This window comes from Rhodoplanes tepidamans, assembly GCF_030813915.1.
GTDB lineage: Bacteria > Pseudomonadota > Alphaproteobacteria > Rhizobiales > Xanthobacteraceae > Rhodoplanes > Rhodoplanes tepidamans.
In genome coordinates this window covers 72,492-93,297 of record NZ_JAUSUJ010000018.1, presented here as the reverse complement: position 1 = coordinate 93,297, position 20,806 = coordinate 72,492, and the positions used below count along the sequence as shown (strand labels likewise).

Sequence of the window (20,806 nt, the reverse complement as noted above, 5' to 3'; positions counted from 1 at the left end):
GCTCGCTAATCCCGCACGCAGATCACACGCACCACCGCGGCCTTCGGGTCGGCGGCGGGCGGGGCCGTCGGGCCGGGGGTGATCCCGTGCGCGGCGAGCAGCCGGCGCACCGTGTCGGCCGGGACCAGGCCGGCGCCGGCGGCGCCCGGGCCGGCGACCTGGACCGGGGCGGTCGTCACCACGCCGACGAGGCGGCCGGCCGCATCGACCGCGGCGGCGCCGGAGAAGCCGGCCGGCGGAGGCGCCGCGAGCGTGCCGCCCGGGCCGAGCCGGGCCGGCAGCGTCGACACCGCGCCGCCGCCGTCCTGGCGCTCGGGATCGGCGATGCCGACCAGCGTGACGTCGCCGGACGGACCGGCCTCGGCCAGCGCCAGCGGGGCGAGGCCGTGGGCGCCCCAGAGATGCAGCAGCGCGAGGCCGTCGGCGGTCGCCCGGATCTCGGCGTAGCCGCGGCCGGCCACCTGGACGCTGCGGCACTGCTCCAGCGTCCGCGCCTCGGCGACGAGATCGCCGGCCGCACTCACCACGGCGGCGCTGGCATACTCGACCCGGCGGCGCGGCGGCGGCACGCCGGCGGTGCTCTCGGGGAACGGCACGAAGGCGCTCGACATGGCGACCGCCACCGGATCGAGCGTGCCCTCCATGCCCTGGTCGTAGAGCAGGACCATGCCGCGCACCTCGCGGTCGCGGCCGTGCGCCCGCACATAGAACTTCTTCAGCCCCTGGAAGCCGGAGACGACGAAGAAGTCGCCCTTCATCACGGCGTAGTCGGGCCTGCGGGTCTTCGGTTCCTTCTTCTGCTGCTCGAAGAGGCGCGACAGCGTCACGTCCGGGCCGGCGACCCGGAAGGTGTCGACCTGGACCTCGCCCTTGCCGGACTGCCAGTGCGTGCCGGTGCCGCCCGGCGCCGGGCTCGCCTTCGGCACCAGGCCGGCCGGCAGGCCGAGGCGGACGCCGCTCGTCCGGTCGTCGCGCACCGTCCAGCCGACCCGCCCCTGGGCGGCGCGGGCCGCCTCGGCGAGGCGGCTGCGCTCGGCCGGCTCCAGGACGCCCGTCTGCCGGTATCCGTAGCGCTTCTGGAAGGTCTTCACGGCGGCGAAGGCGCGCTCGCCGAACTCCGGCCCGATGACGCCGTTGTAGTCGCCGGTCCAGATCAGGTCGGACTGCACGGCGATGCGCTCCGGTTCCGGCACGCCGGCCCAGGCCGGCACGGTCGCGGGCTTGGGGGCGGGCTTCGGCGTCGCGGCCGGCGCCTGCGCGGCGGGCTTTCGCGCCGGCGCCGCCGGGCCGGGCGCCTGGGCGGACGCCGGTGCCAAGCCGGCCATCAGGACGGCGACGACCAGGGACGCGACACGGTTCATTCCGGCCTCCCGAACGTGGTAGAGCGCGGGACCCTAGCGAAACCGGGCCGGGGGAGAAAGGTGCCGCCATGCTGACCGCCGACGAGCTCGAGCGCTACGCCCGCCACATCGTGCTGCACGAGGTCGGCGGGCCGGGGCAGAACGCGCTCAAGACCGCCCGGGTGCTGGTGGTCGGGGCGGGCGGGCTCGGCGCGCCGCTGCTGCTCTATCTGGCCGCCGCCGGGGTCGGCACGCTCGGCATCGTCGACGACGACGTGGTGTCGCTCTCCAACCTGCAGCGCCAGGTGATCCACGCGACGCCGGATCTCGACCGGCCCAAGGTCGAGAGCGCCGCCGCGGCGATCGCGCGGCTCAACCCGCACGTGACGGTCGAGCCGCACCCGACCCGCATCACCGCGGCGAACGCGCTCGACCTGATCGGGCGCTACGACCTGGTCGCCGACGGCTCCGACAATTTTTCCACCCGCTATCTCGTGTCCGACGCGTGCTGCCTGGCGAAGACGCCGCTCGTCACCGCGGCGGTCGGCATCTTCGACGGCACGCTCACGACGCTGCGGCCGCACGAGCGCGGGCCGGACGGCCGCCCGAACCCGACCTATCGCTGCCTGTTTCCCGAGCCGCCGCCGCCCGGCACCGTGCCGGCCTGCGCCGAGGCCGGGATTCTCGGTGCCTTCACGGGCGTCATCGGATCGCTGATGGCGGTCGAGGTGGTGCGCGAGATTGTCGGCTTCGGCGACGGCCTGGTCGGCCGCCTGCTGATGGTCGACGGCCGCAGCCTGCGCTTCGAGACGCTGCGCTACGCCTGGGATCCGGACAACCCGCTGACCGGCGAGCGGCCGACCATCACGGATCTGTCGGCCTACGCGGCGGGGTGAGATCCTTGCGGTGGTCATTCCGGGACGCTGCGGAGCAGCGGACCCGGAATCCAGCCCGGTCGCACGAGCCCGTGGCTGGATTCCGGGTTCGCGGGCTTTCAGCCCGCGTCCCGGAATGACGGCGCCCCTCACAGCGTCCGCGTCTCGCCGCCGTCGAGGTCGACGACGGCGCCGTGCAAGTGGCCGAGGCGGTCCGACGCCATCATGGCGACGAGGTCGGCGACCTCCTCGGGCCGGCCGAAGCGGGCGACGCGGTGCGCTGCCAGCATGGTTTTCCGCGCCTCCTCCTCGGACACGCCGGTCTCCTCCATCACGCGGCGCAGGCGCGCGACGAAGCGGTCGGTCTCGACGATGCCGGGATTGATGGTGTTGACCCGCACGCCGTCGTCGACGCCGCGATCGGCCAGCACCTTCGTCATCAGTCCCAGCGCCGCGTTGACGCTGCCGCCGATGGCGAACGTGCGGTCGCCGGTGCGTCCGCCGGTGCCGGCGATCGTGATCACGCCGCCGCCGACCGCCTGCAGGAGCGGCCACGCGGCACGCGTCATCCGCACCGCGCCGAAGAACTTCAGCGCGAAGCCGTCGGCCCAGTCGTCGTCGCCGAGCGCGAGGACGTCGCCGCGCTTCGTCGCCCCCGCGTTGTTGACGAGGAGGTCGAGCCGGCCGAGCGCCCCGCTGGTCTCGGCGACGATGCGGGCCGGCACCTCGGGATCGCGCAGGTCGGCCGGACAGGCGACCGCCTCGCGGCCGAGCGCGTCGATCTCCCGGCGGACGCCGTCGAGCGCCGCGGCGGAGCGCGCGACCAGCGCGACGTCCATGCCTTCCCCGGCGAGACGCAGCGCGATGGCGCGGCCGATGCCGCGGCTCGCGCCGGTGACGATGGCGACCCTGCCGCCGAGCCCGAGATCCATGCTGCCTCGTTGTCCTGCTGTCACTTTCGCGTCATCGAAACGCCATTCCGCCCGCCATAGGACAGCCGCGATCTCCCATCAACAGTTTGTTCAGACGATGTGTGCATCGCAGCGCGGGCGGGCGCGTTCACCCCAGCGGCGTGCCTCGCGCGCGACGCGTCACCAAGGAGACACGGGTGCCCGGACTGGACATGACGATCGAGGCGCTCGCGCGCCAGCGCAAGCAGTGGGAAGCGTTCCTGCGGATGATGCCCGGCGCGGCGGCGCCGCGCGAGCGCGCCGCGGTGCCGAGCCGGCTCACCGAGGTCACCGGCTTCGGCCCCAATCCCGGCAACCTGCGGATGTTCGAATACGTCCCGAAGAAGCCGCAGAAGAGCCTGGTGGTGGTGCTGCACGGCTGCACCCAGACGGCGGCGAGCTACGATCTCGGCACCGGCTGGTCGACGCTCGCCGACCGCTACGGATTCATGCTGGTGTTCCCCGAGCAGACCGAGGCGAACAACCCGAAGACCTGCTTCAACTGGTTCCGCGACAGCGACATCACCCGCGGCCGCGGCGAGGCGGCCTCGATCCGCCAGATGATCGCCAGCATGGCGGAGCGGCACGCCGTCGACCCGGGGCGCATCTTCATCACCGGCCTGTCGGCCGGCGGCGCCATGACCGCCGTGATGCTCGCCACCTATCCCGAGGTGTTCGCCGCCGGCGCCGTGATTGCCGGCCTGCCCTACCGCAGCGCCAACGGCGTCCGCCAGGCGCTGGAGAGCATGTTCCGCGTGAAGGTCCGCACGTCGCAGGAATGGGGCGATCTGGTGCGCGCCGCCACGCCGCATCGCGGACCGTGGCCGCGCGTCTCGGTCTGGCACGGCGGCGCCGACACGGTGGTCAAGCCGAAGAACGCCGAGGAGCTGCTGAAGCAGTGGACCGACGTGCACGGCCTGTCGACGCGGCCCGACCGCACCGAGACGGTCGACGGCTATCCGCGCCACGTGTGGACCGACGGCACGGGCCGCGAGGTGATCGAGAGCTACATCATCCCGCTGATGGCGCACGGCGCGCCGGTGGCGACCGGCGACGACGACACCAGCTACGGCGTGCCGGGCGAGTATCTGATCGAGGTCGGGATCTCGTCGTCCTATCACATCGCCCGCTTCTTCGGCCTGACCCAGACGCGCCGCACGGCGCTGTGGCCGAGCCTCACCGGCGAGCCGCCGGCGCCGCGCGAGCCCGTGGCGGCGGCCGCCGCCGGTCGCCCGGCGGCGGACCACGCGTCGGCGACGCCGCCCGGCCGGCAGCCGCCGCCGGACGCTCAGGAGCCCGGCGCGCGCGGCGCACCGCCGCGGCGTCCGGGACTCTCGGGCTATGTGGAGGAGAGGATCCGGCGGGCGCTCGCCTCCGCCGGTCTGATCAGGCGGCGCTGACTGCCGTCACGCGTCGTCAGTGCGCCGGCGGCAGCGCCAGCGTGCCGTCCGGCGCGCACTCGAAGGTGCGGCCGCGTCCGGGCGGGCCTGGCGTGAACGGTCCGGGGTCGCGGCAGACGACGTCGATCGACCAGCCGAAGCCCGTGCGTGGCGTCGCGGGGGCGACCCAGTCGTGGCGGACCTCGCCCGCGGTCGCGGCGGAGCCGGACGATTCGCCGGGGCCGAACGGCTCGGCGCCGGCGGTCGCGATCGAGAGTGCGGCGAGGACGGCGACCGCGAGGCCGAGGCGCGGCGTCCGGGCCGGTCGGAGGGGTGCGATCATGATGCGTCTCCCCGAGCCGGCGGCCGGCCTCGCGAGGCCGGCCGCGCGTGCGCGATCAACGAATGCCGCCCTTGGCCTGGTCGATGCCGGTCTCGACGACGCCGGCCTGGCTCTGGACGTAGCGGCTGCCCTGGTCGCCGAGCGGCGCGGCCTGGACGGACTGCGCCGACGCGAGCACGACGGCGGCGAGGGCGAAGAGGGCGATCTTGGACGAGGTCATCGGGGGTCTCCGTGGTTCGGTGAAGGCTTCGTCTCGAAGCCGGTGATGCGAATATCGCGGCGACGGCCGCCGAACTGAAATGCCGAGTGGCTATGGGATCGATAGCGTCGCGCTATCGGGACGCCGGCGGCGCGGCGGTCGGCACCGCGCGGGGCGCCGCACCGATTCCGGCTTGACCGGAGGAGAGCGTTTCCCGAGACTCGCCGGCGGCCGGCCGATGCCGCCACCGCCGGCCGGCGCAGCGCCGGCGCCTCCCCCGATCCTGGTTCGTGCGCGAATGGAAATGCATCAGGTGCGCTATTTCCTCGCCTTGGCGAGGACGCGCAATTTCACGCAGGCCGCCGCCGACTGCAACGTGTCGCAGCCGTCGCTGACGCGCGCGATCCAGCAGCTCGAGGCGGAGTTCGGCGGCGATCTGTTCCGGCGCGAGCGGCCGCAGGCGCTGCTCACCGATCTCGGCCAGCGGATGCTGCCGTTCCTCCAGCAATGCGACGACGCGGCCCGCGCGGCGCGCTCGCTCGCCTCGTCGATGAAGAAGGGCGAGGCCGGCACGCTGCGCATCGCCGCGTCGGACAGCATCGACGGCGCGCTGCTGGTGCCGCATGTCCGCGAGCTCGGACGGCATTTCCGCGGGCTCGACCTGAGGCTGCTGCGCGGCTCGGCCGCCGACGTCGCGCGCTTCCTGAAGGAGGGACGCGCCGAGCTCGGCCTGATCGCGGCGATCGACGTGAGCTGGGACCGGCTCGATCACTGGCCGCTGTTCTCGGAGCCGTTCCAGCTGCTGTTCGGTGCCGCCAGCCGGCTCGCCGGCCAGGACGTCGTCGCGCTCGACGCGCTGCGCGACGAGCGGCTCCTCACCCGGACCTATTGCGAGCACGCCGGCAGGATCGCCGAGCTGCTGCGCAAGGCCGACATCGACGTCGACCGCGCCCACGAGATCGACAGCGAGCGCGATCTCCTGCATTTCCTGGAGGCGGATCTCGGCGTCGTGATCGCGCCGCAGAGCCTCGCCGGGAGCGCCGGCGTGGCGCGCGCCGCGCTGTCCGGCTTCGCGCTCGAGCGGACCGTCTATCTGTACGGCGTCGCCGGGCGCGAGCGTTCGGCCGCCGCGACGGCCGCGATGAAGATGCTGCGCGCCTGCAACTGGAAGAGCCTGCTGACGTGAGACGCGCCGCGGCCGCGCCGGCGGCGGATCAGCGCGCCGCGGCGTCGGCGCGCCGGGCGGCGGCCAGCATGTCCTCGATCGGCATCCGCCTGCGGTAGTCCGGATCGACGAAGCGCGCCAGGATCCGCCTGTCGCGGCCGATCACGAAGGCGGCCGGGATCGGCAGCGACCAGGAGTCGTTGCCCTGGTAGCGCGGCAGGTCGACGCCGGCCTTCTTGGTGAGCGCCAGCATCTCGTCGCCCATCCACACGACCAGGTTCAGGCTGGCCGCGTAGCCGTTGTCGACGTCGCACAGCACCGGGATCGCGCCGTGCGCATCCGCCGCGAAGGCCGCGGCGAACTCCTGGATGTCGGGCACCACGGCGACGATCCGCAGCCCGGCCGCCCTGGCGGCCTCGCTCGCCTCCGCCAGCGCGTCGACGCTCAGCCGGCAGTACGAGCACCAGTGGCCGCGGTGGAACACCAGCGCCACCGGTCCGTCCTCCAGCAGGTCGTCGAGGCCGACCAGCCGGCCGGAGCAGTCGGGGAGCAGGAAGTCCGGCATCGGGTCGCCGACCTGCGGCGCGGCGGCACCGACCCCGCTGGCGCGCAGCCGCGCGACCAGCCGGTCGGTCACCTCCTGGAGGCCGGGAAACTGCTCCTGGAAGGCCGCGTCGAGGGCGTCGAGCCGCTCGCACAGCGACGCATCCATGTCGCGGCAGCATTCGAAGGCGGATCGGCGCGGTTCGGACATCGCCTGTGGCCTCGTCGGAAGAGCGCCTCGTCGAAGAAGGCCCCGGTGCCGTCGCGCAGCGCGGACCGGACGGGTCCGGCCGGGCGGGACGACGTCCGGTCTACAACACGTCCGGGGCGGCGGCAATCGAAGCCGCCGGCCGTGGCGACGGGCCGGCCGGAGGCCGGCCCGTCATGTCCGCCGGTCAGCGGATGTCGCCCTTGGCCTGGTCGGTGCCGGTCTCGACGGCGCCGGCCCGGGTCTGGACGTAGTGGCTGCCCTGGTCGCCGAACGGCGCGGCGTGGACGGGCTGCACGGACGCCAGCACGCTGGCGGCGAGGGCGAAGAGGGCGATCTTGGACGCGGTCATCAGAGTCTCCTGTTCGTTGCGGGGGTGACGGGGGTTGGAGTGTGGTCTTTCGCCGATGCCGACCCGCCCTCCGCTCATCCCCGCGCAAGCGGGGATCCAGGGCGTCTTGCGGCGGCGCCCCTGGGTCCCCGCCTTCGCGGGGACGAGCGGAACATCACGAGTCATCGGCATCGGAAACGCTTCGGGTTCGGGGGATTTCAGGGGGCGTGGATCCGCCGGTCAGCGGATGTCGCCCTTGGCCTGGTCGGTGCCGGTCTCGACGACGCCGGCCCGGGTCTGGACGTAGTGGCTGCCCTGGTCGCCGAACGGCGCGGCGTGGACGGGCTGCACGGACGCCAGCACGCTGGCGGCGAGGGCGAAGAGGGCGATCTTGGACGCGGTCATCGGGGGTCTCCGTGGTTCGTTGAAGGCTTCGTCTCGAAGCCGGTGATGCGAATATCGCGGCGGCGACGGCCGAACTGAAATGCCGAGTCCCTATCGGTTCGATAGCCGGCTGCTATGGTGCGGGTGGCCGGTGCGGGCGGCCGGCGGAGCGGGGCCGACTCGGGGCCCGCCCGGGGCCGGGGCGCGAGGTGCGGGGGGCGGGCCGTGCGCGTCTTCGGACGTCCCGGGGAAGGGCCGGCGAGGCCGTCGTCTCCGTCCCGCGCATGCCGGTGCCGGCGCTCCGACATATCAGGAGCGCATCCAGCTCCCAGATCACTTGATATTTCACATGACGGGAATGCGGCGCGCGCGGATCACCCGCCCGTCTGTTCCGCAGTGCAACGAAAGCCGGGCGGCGCCGGCCGGCCGGGGGCGGCGGGCGCGGCGCCGTCGTGAAAACCCGCACCGGGCGCCGCTTTCCGCGACGCGGTCGATCGGAGGGCGGCGGCCCCGCGCGGCGCACCCGCCCGCGGCGGCGTCCCGTCATGCGGTGCGCATGCGTGCCCTGCGTCGCGGTTGCGGCAGTGCGGTACGAGGCTGCCGCCCGGGACCCTTTGACAATAGTCAGAGCGGGGGAGGGACCCGCGGCGTAGAACGCTTCCAGTCAAGGTGGACGGCACGCCTGAGCGGGTCTCGTCGTGTCGACCGGAGAACAGTCAGGGGCGGAACGTCGATTTCCGAAGGTTCGAGCGACCTCGGTCGCCCCGACTCCGAACGCGAGCGCACGGACGCCTGCTCGGCGCGAGATCACGTACCAGACGGACGCAACAGATGAACGCGAAATATCCCGGCATTCCGACAGTCATCAACGGAAACGGTGCCGTCGCCCAGGTGATGGGTCACGTCTGCGGCGGCGTCATCGGCTACCCGATCACGCCGTCCACCGAGATCTCGGAAATCTACGAGGCCTTCCGCTCGGCGGGCGGCTGCAACGTGTGGGGCAAGCATCCGTTCTTCTTCGAGCCGGAAGGCGAGCACTCGGCCCAGTCGGGCGCGCTCGGCGCCGCGCTCACCGGCGGCAAGTTCGTCTCCAACGCCTCGTCCAGCCAGGGCATCCTCTACGGCCTCGAGTCCCACTACGTGACGGTCGGCAAGAAGGTCGGCGGCTTCGTGCTGCAGGTCGCCGCCCGCGTGGTGTCGAAGCACTCGCTCAACGTGATGGCTGGCCACGACGACGTCTACGCGCTGCTGCAGTCCGGCTACACGATCCTGTTCGGCTCCAACCCGCAGGAGGCGGCCGACCTCGCCGTGATCTCCTACAAGGTGTCGGCCACCTCGCTGATCCCGGTCGCCAACGCCATGGACGGCTTCGCCACCTCGCACATGATGAGCGAGGCGCTGATGCCGGAGCCGGAGCTGATCCGCGAGTTCCTCGGCGATCCGGCCGGCCGCATCAAGTGCCCGACGGTGGCCCAGGAGATTCTGTTCGGCGGCAAGGGCCGCGTCCAGCAGCTCAAGCTGTGGCTGATCAAGCACGAGGGCGACTTCGCCCCCGCCGACCTCGCCAAGCTGCGCACCTGGCTCGACACCGAGGCCGAGCAGGTCGAGACCGACAACGCCGCGGCGCTGGTCGGCGACACGCTGGCCCTGGTGCCGGAGGAGCTGCGCGGCGCCTGGAAGCGCCAGTGGCTGAACGCCTACGAGAAGGGCACCCGCCAGCTGGTGCCGGCGCTGGTCGACGTGCACAATCCCGGCCTCACCGGCGGCGTGCAGAACCAGCCCGACTTCCAGGCCGGCTCGATCGACCACCGCACCCACTTCGTGCGCGACGTGCCGCGCTTCGTGCGCGAGGCGATGGCCGAGTACTCGGCGCTCACCGGCCGCGAGTACAAGCCGGTGATGACCTACATGTGCGACGACGCCGAGCACGTGATGGTCGGCCTCGGCTCGGTGACCGACGACGTCGAGGCCGTGGTCGCGCATCTGCGCAGCAAGGGCAAGAAGGTCGGCGTGGTGTCGATCAAGCTGCTGCAGCCGTTCCCGGAGGCCGAGCTGGTCGAGGCCCTGAAGGGCAAGACGGCCGTCACCGTGCTGGAGCGCTCCGACGTCACGGCGCTGACCAGCTTCGTCACCCAGGCACTGTTCAAGGGCGTCGAGAACGCCGCCGGCCCGCGCCACCCCGGCATCCCGGCGATCGACCGCCTGCCCAAGATGACCACGGCGATCTTCGGCCTCGGCGCGCACGACCTGCAGCCGCGCCACCTGATCGCGGCGTTCAGGAACATGGAGACGACGAACGCGCCGTTCGTCTATCTCGGCTCGCAGTTCTTCGCCAAGGATCCGAGCCCGCGGCTGGCGGCCCTGCAGGAGCGCCTGAAGGCGGCCTATCCCGAGACCGAGCTGATGGCGCTCGAGACCGAGCCGAACCCGAGCCTGCTGCCGCCCTCGGCCTTCCGGGTGCGCTTCCACTCGGTCGGCGGCTACGGCACCATCGCCACCGGCAAGCTGCTGACCGACATCCTGGCCGGCGTGCTCGACATGCACTCCAAGGCGTCGCCCAAGTACGGCTCGGAGAAGAGCGGCGCGCCGACCAACTACTACATCACCCTGAGCCCGGAGACGGTGAAGATCACCAATGCCGAGCTCGAGGACGTCGAGATCGTCGTCTCGCCGGACCACAAGGTCTTCGCCCACACCAACCCGCTGCGCGGCCTGGTCGAGGGCGGCACCTTCGTGCTGCAGTCGAACCTCTCGCCGCTCGAGGTGTGGAAGGAGCTGCCCAAGCGCGCCCGCAAGACGATCCGCGACAAGAAGCTGAAGATGTTCGTGCTCGACGGCTTCGCGGTGGCCAAGCGCCACGCGCCGACGCCTGAGCTCGAGACCCGCATGATGGGCATCGCCTTCATCGGCGCGGTGTGCGGCCATGTCGACCGCATCGTCGCCGACGCCTCGATCGACGTCATCCTCAAGAAGGTCCAGCAGCAGCTCTCGAAGAAGTTCGGCTCCAAGGGCGCCGCCGTCGTCGAAGGCAACATGGCGGTGATCAAGGAGGGCCTGGAGGCCACCCAGGCGGTCGACTACACCCGGCCCGAATTCGCCGAGGCGGAGACCGAAGCCGGCGTGCAGCAGCTGCGCAGCGTCGCCATCTCGGCGGCGATGTGCAAGGCGGCCGGCACGGCGCCGGCCGAGGGCATCTTCGACCGCGAGTACTACGAGGAGATGATCGCCGCGCCGTTCCGCGACGGCACCATCGCCGAGGCGCCGGTGCTGCCCGGCACCGGCATGTTCATGCCGGCCGGCTCCGCCGCCTGGAAGGACAAGGGCCTGTTCCGCCGCGACGTGCCGGAGTTCGCGCCCGAGCTCTGCACCGGCTGCATGGAATGCACCCTGGTCTGCCCGGACGCCGCGATCCCCAACACGGTGCACGACATCCACGACCTGCTGCTCACCGGCCTCAAGCATCTCGATCTGGTCGAGGCGCAGCGCGAGGCGGTGCGCGGGCAGGTCTTCGTCCTCTCCGAGGCGGTGCGCGAGGCGTATCGCGGGTCGAAGGAGTCGAAGCCGCTCGGCGAGGTGGTCGGCGGCGTCGTCGCCTCGCTCGACCTCGACAACCCGACCCTCAAGCGCAATCTCGGCAAGCTCGCCGAGATCCTGTCCGATTTCCCGGTCGCCAGGACGCGGCCGTTCTTCGACGCGATGGAGAAGGAGAAGCCCGGCTCGGGCGGCCTCTACTCGGTGGCGATCGACCCGTGGAAGTGCTCGGGCTGCCTGGAGTGCATCGACGTCTGCGGCCCCGGCGCCCTCAAGCCGCGCGAGCAGGACGCCAAGCTGCTCGACACCCTGCAGGCCCGGTTCGAGTTCCTGTCCGGCACGCCCAACACGCCGGCCCGGTTCACCGACTCGGCGCTCGCCGCCGACGGCGACACCAAGCGGCTGATGCTCGACCGCAACAACTACTACGCCACCACGGGCGGCCACGGCGCCTGCCGCGGCTGCGGCGAGGTGACGGCGATCCGCCTCGTCACCTCGACCAACAACGCCATCCAGACGCGGCGCCGCAAGGAGCACCTGCGCGAGCTGGAGGGCCTGATCGAGAAGCTGCAGGCGAAGCTCGCCAGCGTCCAGGACGACGCGGCCCGCCGCGACCGCATCAAGGGCGTGATCGAGACGCTGGAGAAGCGGCAGTACCTGCTGGAGAGCGGCCCGACCGGCAACGGCCCGGCCTCCGCCGTGATCGCCAACGCCACCGGCTGCTCGAGCGTCTACGCCTCGACCTTCCCGTTCAACCCCTACAACGACCCGTGGGTGAACAGCCTGTTCCAGGACACCCCGGCGGTCGCCAAGGGCCTGTTCGAGGGCCTCACCGCCTCGGCCGTGGACGACGTGAAGGCGCTGCGCATCGCCAGGCTCGAACTCGACGACGCCTACGACGCGGCCATGCACGACAAGTTCTTCCGCACCTTCGCGTGGCCGCAGTTCACGCCGGAGGAGCTGTCGCTGCTGCCGACCGTGATCAGCATGGGCGGTGACGGCGCCACCTACGACATCGGCTTCGGCGCGCTGTCGCGGCTCCTCGCCACCAACACGCCGGTCAAGGTCGTGGTGCTGAACACCGGCGTCTACTCCAACACCGGCGGCCAGGCCTCCACGGCCAGCCTCACCGGCCAGGACTCGGATCTGTCGCGCTTCGGCTCGGCCCACAAGGGCAAGCAGGAGGACCGCAAGGAGCTCGGCCTGATCGCCGCGTTCCACCCGAACGTCTTCGTGGTGCAGACCTCGACGGCGCTGCAGCAGCACTTCCTGCAGAACGTCACCAAGTACCTGAACCACACCTCCTCGCCGGCCGTGCTCGACGTCTACACGCCGTGCCAGGCCGAGCACGGCATCGCCGACGCCGCCGCGAGCCGCCGCGCCCGCCTCGCCGTCGAGAGCCGCATGAACCCGGTGTTCGTCCACGATCCGGGGGCGAGCCCGACCCGCAAGGGCTGGTTCTCGCTCGACGGGAACCCGGACCTCGACAAGGACTGGACGACGACCACGCTCGAATATGTCGAGAACGGCGCCGTCAAGCTGATGGACGTGGCGCTCACCCCGGCCTACTTCGCCCAGGAGGAGACCCGCTTCAAGAAGCAGTTCCGCCGGCTCGCCGCCGACGCCGACGCGCTGCCGGTGGAGGACTACGTCGCCCTCGCCCCGGCCGAGCGGGTCGGCAAGACCGCCTTCGTGTGGTCGACCGACCACGACAAGAAGCTGATCAAGCTGGAGGTGTCGGACGCCATCGTCCACCTGGTCGAGGAGCGGCGGCGCTACTGGCGGACCCTGCAGTACCTGGCCGGCCGCCAGATCGAGAAGCTGGACGCCGATCACCGGGTCGAGCTCGAGGCGCTCAAGTCGCGCTACGAGCAGGCCGTGCAGACGCAGGAATCGACGCTCGACACCATCGCCCGGGCGATGAGCGAGCTCGCCGCCTCGTCCAGCGCCCCGCCGTCCGCGCTCGGCGATGCGCTGGCACCCTTCGGGGCAGGGGCGGGCGTCGCGTCCGCCGCTCCGGCGGCCGGTGCCGGACCGGCGGCCGGCAAGGCCAACGGCGCCGCGGTGCCGTACATCCACGACGAGGACGTCGCCGCCTGCACCAACTGCAAGACCTGCTACCAGCAGGTCCCCGAGCTGTTCGAGAAGACCAAGATCGTGGTGGACGGCGCGCCCAAGGAGGTCGCCCACACCATTCCGGGGGCTCTCGACAAGGTGCAGATCACGCCGGACCTCAAGGCCCGGGTGGCCAAGGTCGCGGCCAGCTGCGACGCGGAGATCGTGCGATGACGACGGCCACCCCCCAGGCGGCGACGCCGCAAGAGCAGCTGCTGCGCTACGCCCAGACCACCCAGGCCCTGGAGCAGACGCGCAGCCAGCTCGAGGAGCTGGAATCCTCCGAAGCCGTCGAGCTGTTCCAGAAGCAGCTCGAGCTTCTCAAGCGGCGGCTGCTCGGCGATCCGAAGTCGCTGCGCGGCACCTTCGTGGCCGACGGCGTCCAGGCGATCGCCTGGGAGTTCCAGCAGGAGGAGCTGAGCCCCGCCTTCACGCGGACGTTCTGGAACCTGCTGCTGCGCAACGACGAGATGAGCGTGCTGCTGCAACGCTTCATCTGGGCGATGCCGATGCGGTTCAAGCGCAAGTTCGTCAAGGCGCTCGACGATCACCTGTCCGAGAAGTACCCGATGTTCAAGGGCCTCTCGAACAAGTGGCCGTTCGACGCCTACATCCCGCCCTACATCCGGCCGCCGGAGGAGCGCACCCAGGACTTCGCGCTCGTGAACACCGGCTATCTCGGCTACATGGCGCTCGGCTACACCGAGCGCGAGGTCGAGATGTTCGTGTGGCTGGAGGTGCTGCGCGACAAGCAGTGCACCGACAAGCCGTGCGAGCTCGGCGTGCTGATCCACGGCAAGAAGGAGCCGAAGGGCGGCTGCCCGGTGAAGATCCACATCCCCGAGATGCTGGAGATGCTGGGCCAGGGCAAGTTCCGCCAGGCCCTGGAGCTGATCGAGAGCTGCAACCCGCTGCCCAACGTGACGGGCCGCGTGTGCCCGCAGGAGCTGCAGTGCCAGGGCGTCTGCAAGCAGACGCGGCGGCCGATCGAGATCGGCCAGCTCGAATGGTTCCTGCCGGAGCGCGAGAAGCTGGTCGGCCTCAAGCCGGCCGAGCGCTTCGCCGGCGTGATCAGCCCGTGGGCGCGCGCCGAGAAGCCGCCGATCGCGGTGGTCGGGTCCGGCCCGTCCGGCCTGATCAACGCCTATCTGCTGGCCGTGGAGGGCTTCCCGGTCACGGTGTTCGAGGCGTTCCACGACCTCGGGGGCGTGCTGCGCTACGGCATCCCCGAGTTCCGCCTGCCCAACGCGCTGATCGACGACGTGGTCGAGAAGATCACGCTGCTCGGCGGCCGCTTCGTGAAGAACTTCGTGGTCGGCAAGACGGCGACGCTCGAGGATCTCAAGGCCGCCGGCTTCTGGAAGATCTTCGTCGGCACCGGCGCCGGCCTGCCGACCTTCATGAACGTCCCGGGCGAGCACCTGCTCGGCGTCATGTCGGCCAACGAGTTCCTCACCCGCGTCAACCTGATGCGGGCGCTGGACGACAAGTACGAGACGCCGCTGCCCGACGTGAGGGGCAAGAACGTCTTCGTCATCGGCGGCGGCAACACCGCCATGGACGCCGCCCGCACGGCCCGCCGGCTCGGCGGCAACGTGACCATCGTCTATCGCCGCACCAAGAGCGAGATGCCGGCCCGCGTCGAGGAGCTGCACCACGCGCTGGAGGAGGGCATCGAGCTCGCGGTGCTGCGCGCCCCGACCGAGTTCATCGGCGACGAGAAGACGCATTTCGTCACCCATGCGGTGCTCGCCGTCAACGAGCTCGGCCCGCCCGACAAGTCGGGCCGCCGCGCCCCGGTGCCGACCGGCGCGACCGAGCGGGTGCCGGTCGACCTCGTCATCATGGCGCTGGGCAACACCGCGAACCCGATCATGAAGGAGGCCGAGCCCGGCCTGAAGACCTCCAAGTGGGGCACCATCGAGGTCGGCGAGGGCACCCAGAGGACCTCGATCGCCGACGTCTACTCGGGCGGCGACGCGGCCCGCGGCGGCTCCACCGCCATCCGGGCGGCCGGCGACGGCCAGGCGGCGGCGCGCGAGATCGTCGGCGACATTCCGTTCACGCCGGCCGAGATCGCGGAGAAGGTGGCCAAGGCCGCCCGCTACACCGAGCTCGGCCAGGTGAAGCAGACCATCGTCGAGAAGATCCCGCTCGCCGGCGGCATCGTCGAGTTCAAGGTGCGGGCCCCGATGGTGGCGCACGCCGCCAAGGCCGGCCAGTTCGTCCGCGTCCTCGGCTGGGACGACGGCGAGCTGATCCCGCTGACGCTCGCCGACTGGGACGCCGAGGCCGGCACCATCGACCTGGTCATCCAGGGCATGGGCACCTCGACGCTGCTGATGAACCAGATGGCGATCGGCGACGCCTTCGCCGGCATCGCCGGCCCGCTCGGCAAGGCGAGCGAGCTGCATCACTACGGCCCCGACCAGACCGTGGTGTTCACGGCCGGCGGCGTCGGCCTGCCGCCCGTCTACCCGATCGCCCGGGCGCATCTGGAGATGGGCAACCACGTCACGCTCATCGCCGGCTTCCGCTCCAAGGAGTTCCTGTTCTGGACCGGCGACGACGAGCGGATGGGCAAGCTGAAGGCCAAGTACGGCGACCAGCTCGACCTGATCTACTGCACCAACGACGGCACGTTCGGCATGAAGGGCTTCGTCACCACGCCGCTCGAGGAGATGCTGAAGAACGACAAGACGTCGAAGGGCCGCAGGATCGCCGAGGTGATCACCATCGGCCCGCCGATCATGATGCGGGTGGTCTCCGACCTGACGAAGCCGTACGGCGTCAAGACGGTCGCGAGCCTCAACTCGATCATGGTCGACGCCACCGGCATGTGCGGCGCCTGCATGGTGCCGATCACGGTGGACGGCAAGATGGTGCGCAAGCACGCCTGCATCGACGGGCCGGAGCTCGACGCCCATCTCATCGACTGGGACAAGTTCCTGCCCCGGTTCAACACCTTCAAGGCGCAGGAGCAGCGCAGCAAGGTGGCGCACGGCCTGGCCTGAGCCCGGCCCGCGGCAACGTTCCGCACTGCGAAACGACGCCGCGACGACGGGCCGAGAGCCGGCGCGAGAGACGAAACGACCGAGGAGCGGGGGCGACCCCGCTCCTTTCTCGTATACACGTCTCGTAGGCAGGCGGGTCTTGCATGCAGGCGGGCCGGCCGGCGCCGGCGGCCGTCCCTGCGGCGGCGTGCCACAGGCCGGGGGCACCGGCCCGCGTCGCTCGACCGACTCTGTATGACAGGCGCGGCCGGGCCGGCCGCCAGCCCTGCATCCGATGCATCCGGACCGGCGCCAGCCATGCGTGCGGAGGTGTGTTGCGGTCGCGCGGCCTTGCGTCGGGAATCGGACGCCCCGACAATGGCCTCCCGCAACGAACCCTGCGAAACATCAGTCATGTACACCGCAAGCGCGAAGCGCCTGACCAATGCCGGCGCCCGGAAGATCCTGGAAACCGCGATGGAGAAAGCCCGCGAGGCCGGCATCCAGGTCGCCGTCGCGATCGTCGACGGCGGCGGCAACCTGCTGCTGCTGGAGCGCATGGACACGGCGCGGTTCCACCTCGTCCACTCGTCCACCACCAAGGCGAAGTGCTGCGCCTCCAACAAGCGCCCGACGACCTCCAAGGGCGCGGTGGCCCAGCCCCTCGACGTCGCCCACGCGCTCGGCCTGGCGCTGGCGGCCGGGCCGGAGAACTGGACCGCCATGGAGGGCGGCTGCCCGATCATCGTCGACGGCGAATGCGTCGGCGGCGTCGGCGTCTCCGGCGGCAGCTGGGACATGGACGCCCGCATCGCCGAGGAGGCGGTGAAGTCGATCGGCGCCGCGGTCTCGATCGACGGGAAGTGAGCCCGATTCCGCTGGTCATTCCGGGGCGGCGCGCAGCGACGAACCCGGAATCCAGCCAAGATCTCGGAGCTTGCCGCTGGATTCCGGGTTCGCGCCTGCGGCGCGCCCCGGAATGACCGCGAACCCGGCGGTCGCCTCCCTGACTCCCCACTCAACAGAGCCTGGTCATTCGTCATGAGCAACAACAATCCCGTGAAGGTCGGCTGCATCGGCATGGGCTGGTGGTCGGACGTCCTGGCCGACGCCATCTCGCGCTCGAGCAAGATCGAGATCGTCAGCTGCTACACCCGCACCGCCGAGAAGCGCGACGCCTTCGCGAAGAAATACGGCTGCAAGGCGGTGTCGAGCTACGAGGAGATGCTGGCCGACCCGACCATCGAGGGCATCATCAACACGACGCCCAACAACGTGCACCTGGAGACCACGGCCCAGGCCGCCGCCGTCGGCAAGCACGTCTTCCTCGACAAGCCGATCGCCAACAACGTCTCGACCGGCCGCGCCATCGCCGCGGTGGCGAAGAAGCACGGCATCATCCTGCAGCTCGGCTACCAGCGCCGCCGCGAGAACCAGTTCCGCTGGATCAAGCAGCAGATCGACGCCGGCGTGTTCGGCCGGCTGGTGAACGCCGAATCCAACATCAGCCGCGACCGGCTCGGCAAGTTCGACGCGCACCACTGGCGCCACACGGCCGAGGGCATGCCGGGCGGCGTGATGCTGCAGATCGGCATCCACTACATCGACGTGCTGAGCTACCTGATGGGGCCGGTGGTCGCGGTGTCGGGGCGCGCCTCGCAGCTCGTCCTGCCGGGCGACAATCCCGACGTCGCCTCGATGATCCTGGAGCACGAGAACGGTGCGCTCTCCACCGTCAACGCCTGCTACGCCTCGGCCGGCGAGTACTATCTGATGAACATCTACGGCAAGGAGGCGACCGCCTATTACGACCTGCACGGCGGCCTGCGCCTGCAGAAGCGCCACTCCGACGTGGTGACGCCGATCCCGTTCGAGAAGAACGACGCCATCCGGGACGAGCTCGAGGAGTTCGCCGCCGTGGTGCGCAGCGGCGGCAAGCCGGAGACCGACGGCGTGCACGGCTACGAGTCGCTCGCCGTGGTGCGGGCCGGCACCGTCTCGGCCCGCGAAGGCCGCCGCGTCGAGGTCGCCGAGATGCTGGAGAAGGATTGAGACGTCGGCTGCTCTTCACCTCTCCCCGCACGCGGGGAGAGGTCGGCATCCGCACCGCAGGTGCGGATGCCGGGTGAGGGGGCGCCGCAGCCGGAACCGAAGCGCTGCGGCCCCTCGTCCCGACCTCCTCCCCACGCGGGGAGAAGGGGTCCGTGCGCCCGGATCGAGGAGGGCCGCCGACGAGTGGCCGCCTTCGTCGGCGCCATGGCCTGTCGCCACACCTCCGTTCGTCCCCGCGAAAGCGGGGACCCAGGAGTCGCGAGGGTGCGCGTGCGGCCCTGGGTTCCCGCTTTCGCGGGAACGAGCGGTCAGTGGAACGGCTGCCGCCCCGCCCTCACTTGCGCATCTTCACCACGACCTTGATGGCGTCCTCGATGCGGTCGCGGGCGTAGCGGAAGGCGGTCGGCACCTCCTCCAGCGGGAAGGTGTGGGTGTGGATCAGCTTCGGCTCGAGCCGCTTCTGCGCCACCAGGGCGGCGCAGCGGTGGGTGGCGCTGCGCCCCTCGCCGCGGATGCCGAACACCGAGATGTGCTGGCGGATCAGCTTGGCGAGGTCGACCGAGGCCTTCTCCTCGGGGAAGCCGACCAGGCACACCTTGCCGCCGCGCTTGAGCATGTCGGTGGCGACGTTGAGGCTGTTCGGGTCGCCCGAGGCCTCGACCACGTAGTTGACGCCCTTGCCGCCCGTGATGCGGCGCACCGCCTCCAGCGGGTCCTCGTTGCGGATGTTGACGACGTGGTCGGCGCCCATCCGCTTGCCGAGCGCGAGCCGGCTGTCGCGCGTGCCGGTGAGGATCACCGGATCGGCGCCGAGCGCCTTGGCGACCGCCGTCACCATCAGGCCGATGGCGCCGGGCCCGAGCACCACGACGCTCTCGCCGGCGATCAGGCCGCCCAGCGTGTCGAGCGCGTACATGGCGGTGCCGGCCGTGACGATCAGGGTCGCCTCCTCGTCGCCGACGCCCTCCGGCACGTGGATCAGGGTCGAGACGTGGTTGACCTGGTACTCGCAGAAGCCGCCGTCGGTGGTGAAGCCGTTGGCGCGGTGGCCCTTGTCGTGGCCCTTGTAGTTCATGCCGTAGTTGAGGCAGGCCGTGTACATGCCGGCGCGGCAGCGCTCGCAGCGGCCGCAGCCGTAGTGCACCTCGACGACGACGCGGTCGCCGACCGCGAACTCGTCGACGCCGGCGCCGAGCTTCACCACCGTGCCCATGTATTCGTGGCCGGGGGTGAAGTTCTTGTTGAACGGCTTGCCGCCCTCGATCAGGGCCGGCGGTCCCTTGGTGATGATGCTGATGTCGCCGGCGCAGAACGCGATGGCGTCGATGCGCACCAGCACCTCGGCGTGGCCGGGCTGGGGCACCGGCTTCTCGGCGAGGCGGAGCTGGCCGGGATCGTCCAGCACCCAGGCCTTCATGGTCTGCGGAATGTCGAAGCTCTGTACGGCGGCGGTGGTCGCGGTCATCGCAATGCCCTTTCGCTGGCGGCGCGGCGGACGCGCCTGACGACGCTCATTTCTCGATCGGGAAGCCGACGATGCTGCCCCATTCGGTCCACGAGCCGTCGTAGATCCTGATGTTGCGGAAGCCGAGGAGCTTTTCCAGCGCGACCCAGACCAGGGTGGCGCGGTGGCTCATGCGGCAGTAGACGACGACGTCCTCGTAGCGGGCCGGGTCGACGTCGGCGACGGCGAGCGCCCGGCGCATCTCGTCGGGCGTCCTGAACGAGTTGTCGTCGTTCAGGACGCAGCGGAAGAACAGGTGCCGGGCGCCGGGAATGCGGCCGTAGCGCATGGCGCCGTGGTCGAAGGCGGTGGCGTATTCGGCCATCCTGACGCCGAGATACTCCTCGGCCGAGCGGACGTCGAGGAGCAGGCGCTCCGGCCGGCCGAGTTTCGAGCGCACGTCGTCGCGGCCGAGCCGCATCGACAGGTCGGGCGCCGGCACCGGATAGGCGACGGGCGCGCAGGTCGGCACGGTCTGCGACAGCGGGCGCTTCTCCTGCAGCCACTTGCGGCGGCCGCCGTCGAGCACCTTGAGGTTCCTGTGGCCCGCCATGGTGAAGGCCCAGTAGGCGTAGGTGCCGTATTGCACCGGCTCGCCGTAGAGCACCACCGTGGTGTCCGGCCCGATGCCGAGACGGCCGAACATCGCGGCCAGCGCCTCGGGGCTGATCAGCTCGCGGTCGGTCTCGTGCCAGCAGGCGTCCTTCCAGTACAGGAAGGCCGCGCCGGGCACGTGGCCCTCGCAATAGGCCTTCGGCTCGGCGTCGCCGGAGATCTCGACGATCCGCAGGCCCGGGTCGCCCAGGTGGCTCTCCAGCCAGTCGTTCGAGACGAGCGGTGATTCCATGGTGGTCCTCGATCGAAGCAGCCGCCCGGATGCGGCACGGGAACGAG

The 20,806-nt window shown here is 71.1% G+C and carries 16 protein-coding genes; 7 read left to right on the top strand and 9 right to left on the bottom strand.

Annotation, left to right across the window (positions count from 1 at the left end; translation table 11 throughout):
- Nucleotides 1-5 precede the first annotated feature (5 nt).
- Complete coding sequence (locus J2S22_RS20640) at nucleotides 6-1,361, bottom strand: peptidoglycan-binding domain-containing protein (RefSeq protein WP_272776960.1); 1,356 nt, start codon at nucleotides 1,359-1,361, stop codon at nucleotides 6-8.
- A 68-nt stretch (nucleotides 1,362-1,429) separates the two neighbouring features.
- On the opposite strand from J2S22_RS20640, the gene J2S22_RS20635 reads away from it, so the two are divergent.
- Nucleotides 1,430-2,236, top strand: a complete 807-nt coding sequence (locus J2S22_RS20635) for a HesA/MoeB/ThiF family protein (RefSeq protein WP_272776961.1) — start codon at nucleotides 1,430-1,432, stop codon at nucleotides 2,234-2,236.
- 128 nt (nucleotides 2,237-2,364) lie between these two features.
- Here the strand turns inward: J2S22_RS20635 and J2S22_RS20630 are convergent, their stop codons facing one another.
- Nucleotides 2,365-3,147 carry an SDR family NAD(P)-dependent oxidoreductase gene (locus J2S22_RS20630; protein ID WP_272776962.1) on the bottom strand — a complete coding sequence of 261 codons (783 nt, stop codon included), beginning with the start codon at nucleotides 3,145-3,147 and terminating at the stop codon, nucleotides 2,365-2,367.
- Between the two features lie 176 nt (nucleotides 3,148-3,323).
- Between J2S22_RS20630 and J2S22_RS20625 the strand changes: the two genes are divergently transcribed.
- Entirely contained in the window at nucleotides 3,324-4,565 is a 1,242-nt protein-coding gene (locus J2S22_RS20625) for an extracellular catalytic domain type 1 short-chain-length polyhydroxyalkanoate depolymerase (RefSeq protein ID WP_272776963.1), read from the top strand.
- Between the two features lie 16 nt (nucleotides 4,566-4,581).
- On the opposite strand, the gene J2S22_RS20620 is transcribed toward J2S22_RS20625, so the two are convergent.
- Together J2S22_RS20620 and J2S22_RS20615 are read right to left on the bottom strand one after the other, a co-directional pair.
- Nucleotides 4,582-4,887, bottom strand: a complete 306-nt coding sequence (locus J2S22_RS20620) for a hypothetical protein (protein WP_272776964.1) — start codon at nucleotides 4,885-4,887, stop codon at nucleotides 4,582-4,584.
- 55 nt (nucleotides 4,888-4,942) lie between these two features.
- Entirely contained in the window at nucleotides 4,943-5,107 is a 165-nt protein-coding gene (locus J2S22_RS20615) for a hypothetical protein (RefSeq protein ID WP_272776965.1), read from the bottom strand.
- 277 nt (nucleotides 5,108-5,384) lie between these two features.
- On the opposite strand from J2S22_RS20615, the gene J2S22_RS20610 reads away from it, so the two are divergent.
- A complete protein-coding gene (locus J2S22_RS20610) occupies nucleotides 5,385-6,272 on the top strand; it encodes a LysR family transcriptional regulator (protein WP_272776966.1) in 888 nt (295 codons plus the stop codon).
- Between the two features lie 28 nt (nucleotides 6,273-6,300).
- Here J2S22_RS20610 and J2S22_RS20605 read toward each other — a convergent pair whose 3' ends face one another.
- From J2S22_RS20605 to J2S22_RS20595, 3 genes are all read right to left on the bottom strand, one after another.
- Nucleotides 6,301-7,005 (bottom strand): redoxin domain-containing protein, encoded by a 705-nt coding sequence (locus J2S22_RS20605; RefSeq protein ID WP_272776967.1) that lies wholly within the window; start codon nucleotides 7,003-7,005, stop codon nucleotides 6,301-6,303.
- A 184-nt stretch (nucleotides 7,006-7,189) separates the two neighbouring features.
- A complete protein-coding gene (locus J2S22_RS20600; RefSeq protein ID WP_272776968.1) occupies nucleotides 7,190-7,354 on the bottom strand; it encodes a hypothetical protein in 165 nt (54 codons plus the stop codon).
- Between the two features lie 219 nt (nucleotides 7,355-7,573).
- Nucleotides 7,574-7,738: a hypothetical protein gene (locus J2S22_RS20595; protein ID WP_272776969.1), complete on the bottom strand. Its 165-nt coding sequence runs from the start codon at nucleotides 7,736-7,738 to the stop codon at nucleotides 7,574-7,576.
- An 810-nt stretch (nucleotides 7,739-8,548) separates the two neighbouring features.
- Between J2S22_RS20595 and J2S22_RS20590 the strand changes: the two genes are divergently transcribed.
- The 4 genes from J2S22_RS20590 (at nucleotide 8,549) to J2S22_RS20575 (ending at nucleotide 18,408) form a co-directional block, all read left to right on the top strand.
- Entirely contained in the window at nucleotides 8,549-13,537 is a 4,989-nt protein-coding gene (locus tag J2S22_RS20590; protein WP_272776970.1) for a 2-oxoacid:acceptor oxidoreductase family protein, read from the top strand.
- Nucleotides 13,534-16,377 (top strand): sulfide/dihydroorotate dehydrogenase-like FAD/NAD-binding protein, encoded by a 2,844-nt coding sequence (locus J2S22_RS20585; protein WP_272776971.1) that lies wholly within the window; start codon nucleotides 13,534-13,536, stop codon nucleotides 16,375-16,377. The genes J2S22_RS20590 and J2S22_RS20585 overlap by 4 nt, the downstream gene beginning before the upstream one ends.
- A 393-nt stretch (nucleotides 16,378-16,770) precedes the next feature.
- The gene (locus tag J2S22_RS20580) at nucleotides 16,771-17,223 is read left to right on the top strand and encodes a GlcG/HbpS family heme-binding protein (RefSeq protein WP_272776972.1); all 453 of its coding nucleotides are present in this window, start codon (nucleotides 16,771-16,773) and stop codon (nucleotides 17,221-17,223) included.
- A 174-nt stretch (nucleotides 17,224-17,397) separates the two neighbouring features.
- Nucleotides 17,398-18,408: a Gfo/Idh/MocA family protein gene (locus J2S22_RS20575; protein ID WP_272776973.1), complete on the top strand. Its 1,011-nt coding sequence runs from the start codon at nucleotides 17,398-17,400 to the stop codon at nucleotides 18,406-18,408.
- Nucleotides 18,409-18,742: 334 nt separating this feature from the next.
- Here J2S22_RS20575 and J2S22_RS20570 read toward each other — a convergent pair whose 3' ends face one another.
- Both J2S22_RS20570 and J2S22_RS20565 read right to left on the bottom strand, forming a co-directional pair.
- Complete coding sequence (locus tag J2S22_RS20570) at nucleotides 18,743-19,873, bottom strand: zinc-dependent alcohol dehydrogenase (RefSeq protein ID WP_272776974.1); 1,131 nt, start codon at nucleotides 19,871-19,873, stop codon at nucleotides 18,743-18,745.
- 46 nt (nucleotides 19,874-19,919) lie between these two features.
- The gene (locus J2S22_RS20565; RefSeq protein ID WP_272776975.1) at nucleotides 19,920-20,759 is read right to left on the bottom strand and encodes a sulfurtransferase; all 840 of its coding nucleotides are present in this window, start codon (nucleotides 20,757-20,759) and stop codon (nucleotides 19,920-19,922) included.
- Between the last annotated feature and the right edge of the window lie 47 nt (nucleotides 20,760-20,806).

Excerpts from the sequence above, each read along its gene's own strand:
- J2S22_RS20635 (WP_272776961.1), top strand. The coding sequence starts at position 1,430 with ATGCTGACCGCCGACGAGCTCGAGCGCTACGCCCGCCACATCGTGCTG.
- J2S22_RS20575 (WP_272776973.1), top strand. The coding sequence starts at position 17,398 with ATGAGCAACAACAATCCCGTGAAGGTCGGCTGCATCGGCATGGGCTGG.
- J2S22_RS20600 (WP_272776968.1), bottom strand. The coding sequence starts at position 7,354 with ATGACCGCGTCCAAGATCGCCCTCTTCGCCCTCGCCGCCAGCGTGCTG.
- J2S22_RS20605 (WP_272776967.1), bottom strand. The coding sequence starts at position 7,005 with ATGTCCGAACCGCGCCGATCCGCCTTCGAATGCTGCCGCGACATGGAT.
- J2S22_RS20620 (WP_272776964.1), bottom strand. The coding sequence starts at position 4,887 with ATGATCGCACCCCTCCGACCGGCCCGGACGCCGCGCCTCGGCCTCGCG.
- J2S22_RS20615 (WP_272776965.1), bottom strand. The coding sequence starts at position 5,107 with ATGACCTCGTCCAAGATCGCCCTCTTCGCCCTCGCCGCCGTCGTGCTC.
- J2S22_RS20630 (WP_272776962.1), bottom strand. The coding sequence starts at position 3,147 with ATGGATCTCGGGCTCGGCGGCAGGGTCGCCATCGTCACCGGCGCGAGC.
- J2S22_RS20565 (WP_272776975.1), bottom strand. The coding sequence starts at position 20,759 with ATGGAATCACCGCTCGTCTCGAACGACTGGCTGGAGAGCCACCTGGGC.
- J2S22_RS20610 (WP_272776966.1), top strand. The coding sequence starts at position 5,385 with ATGGAAATGCATCAGGTGCGCTATTTCCTCGCCTTGGCGAGGACGCGC.
- J2S22_RS20640 (WP_272776960.1), bottom strand. The coding sequence starts at position 1,361 with ATGAACCGTGTCGCGTCCCTGGTCGTCGCCGTCCTGATGGCCGGCTTG.
- J2S22_RS20580 (WP_272776972.1), top strand. The coding sequence starts at position 16,771 with ATGTACACCGCAAGCGCGAAGCGCCTGACCAATGCCGGCGCCCGGAAG.
- J2S22_RS20585 (WP_272776971.1), top strand. The coding sequence starts at position 13,534 with ATGACGACGGCCACCCCCCAGGCGGCGACGCCGCAAGAGCAGCTGCTG.
- J2S22_RS20570 (WP_272776974.1), bottom strand. The coding sequence starts at position 19,873 with ATGACCGCGACCACCGCCGCCGTACAGAGCTTCGACATTCCGCAGACC.
- J2S22_RS20595 (WP_272776969.1), bottom strand. The coding sequence starts at position 7,738 with ATGACCGCGTCCAAGATCGCCCTCTTCGCCCTCGCCGCCAGCGTGCTG.
- J2S22_RS20590 (WP_272776970.1), top strand. The coding sequence starts at position 8,549 with ATGAACGCGAAATATCCCGGCATTCCGACAGTCATCAACGGAAACGGT.